This window comes from Chryseomicrobium aureum (genome assembly GCF_016909155.1).
Classification (GTDB): Bacteria; Bacillota; Bacilli; order Bacillales_A; family Planococcaceae; genus Chryseomicrobium; species Chryseomicrobium aureum.
On sequence record NZ_JAFBFG010000040.1, the window covers coordinates 1 to 1,186 of the forward strand.

At 48.8% G+C, this 1,186-nt stretch carries 1 protein-coding gene; it reads right to left on the minus strand.

Translation table 11 applies throughout. The annotated features are described in order from the left end of the window. Positions 1–255: 255 nt before the first annotated feature. Positions 256–1,186: IS91 family transposase (locus tag JOD03_RS13710; protein WP_204592030.1), on the minus strand; the 931-nt coding region annotated here is incomplete at its 5' end.

Here is a 1,186-nt window from a genome sequence, read left to right on the forward strand (position 1 = left end):
TAAGAAAATCCGGCCAAAAACCCTGGCCGGACCTTTTTGAACTATTTCACATCTGATATTTGATAGTGGGCTCCGGATATACCTTTGTACGATTCAGGATACATCCCCGCTCCACATTGGTCGCACTCAAACATCGGCGGGACGCTCTGGTCCCCGTCTTGGTCCATCCGATCCATGTCACGTACGACGTCATAAGGTATCAGTTCCGTCGTCTCACAGAGTAGGCAGATGTACTTCACCTTGGCTGGTCTCGCCTTAGGCGAACTGGCCTTTTTCTTTTTCTTTCGAGTCTTGCTGACTGGTGAGATAGTCGATCACCCTCTCTAAGTATTTCTTTGTATTATTGCATACGGCCACGCGAATCGTCAGCACACCATCATCTAGACAGACCTCTCCCTTGAACACGAGATGGTTCTCGCATTTTGGGCACACCAATGGATCTGGCTGGTTGTTCATCAAGAACTTTTCACGCCAGTTGCGCTTGCGGAGCTTTGCCCCTGCTTTTACGAACCATTTCTTGACCTCTTTCTGCCATTTCGTAAGCAGTGCTTTCACCTTTGCCTTTCTGTTTCTTGCATACATCCCGTAATGGCGGATCGTCTTGAACTGTTCGTCAGGGATGTGACGGATCAATCTTGCGATGAACTGTTCTACCGTCACAGTCTCCGTTTTCTCGAGACCGTCGGTCTTGTCCTTGTAGGTGAATGTCACCATCTCGCCATCATATGCCACGATCCGATTGAGACCGATCGCAGGTCGTCGCATATAGCGGCCTATGTAGCGCAACTGTTCCTGAATCTTCCCCTTCTGTTTTGGGGCATGCACATAGAAGCCGTCCTTGTTGTTGTTGAAGGCAGCCTGGAGTCTCGGTTGGACCTTTCTCTTCTCTTCGGCATTCAGGTTCTTACGGATCAGTTTTAACACGACTGTCTGCCACTGCTTTCTCAACATCGCAAATGGAATGAAGTCATGGTCCACATATTCACCCTTCTGATTGATCCCACCCATCGTGACGAGCATGTGTACATGAGGATTGAAGTTCACCTGCGACCCAAATGTATGGAGACCTGAGATGATCCCTGGTTCGACCTTGGCCTTTTTCCAGAAGAACTCTTTGATGATCCGTGCGGCCTCATCCATCATGTCTTTCAGTAGATATCGATGTTGAAGGAATACATCCCGCAAC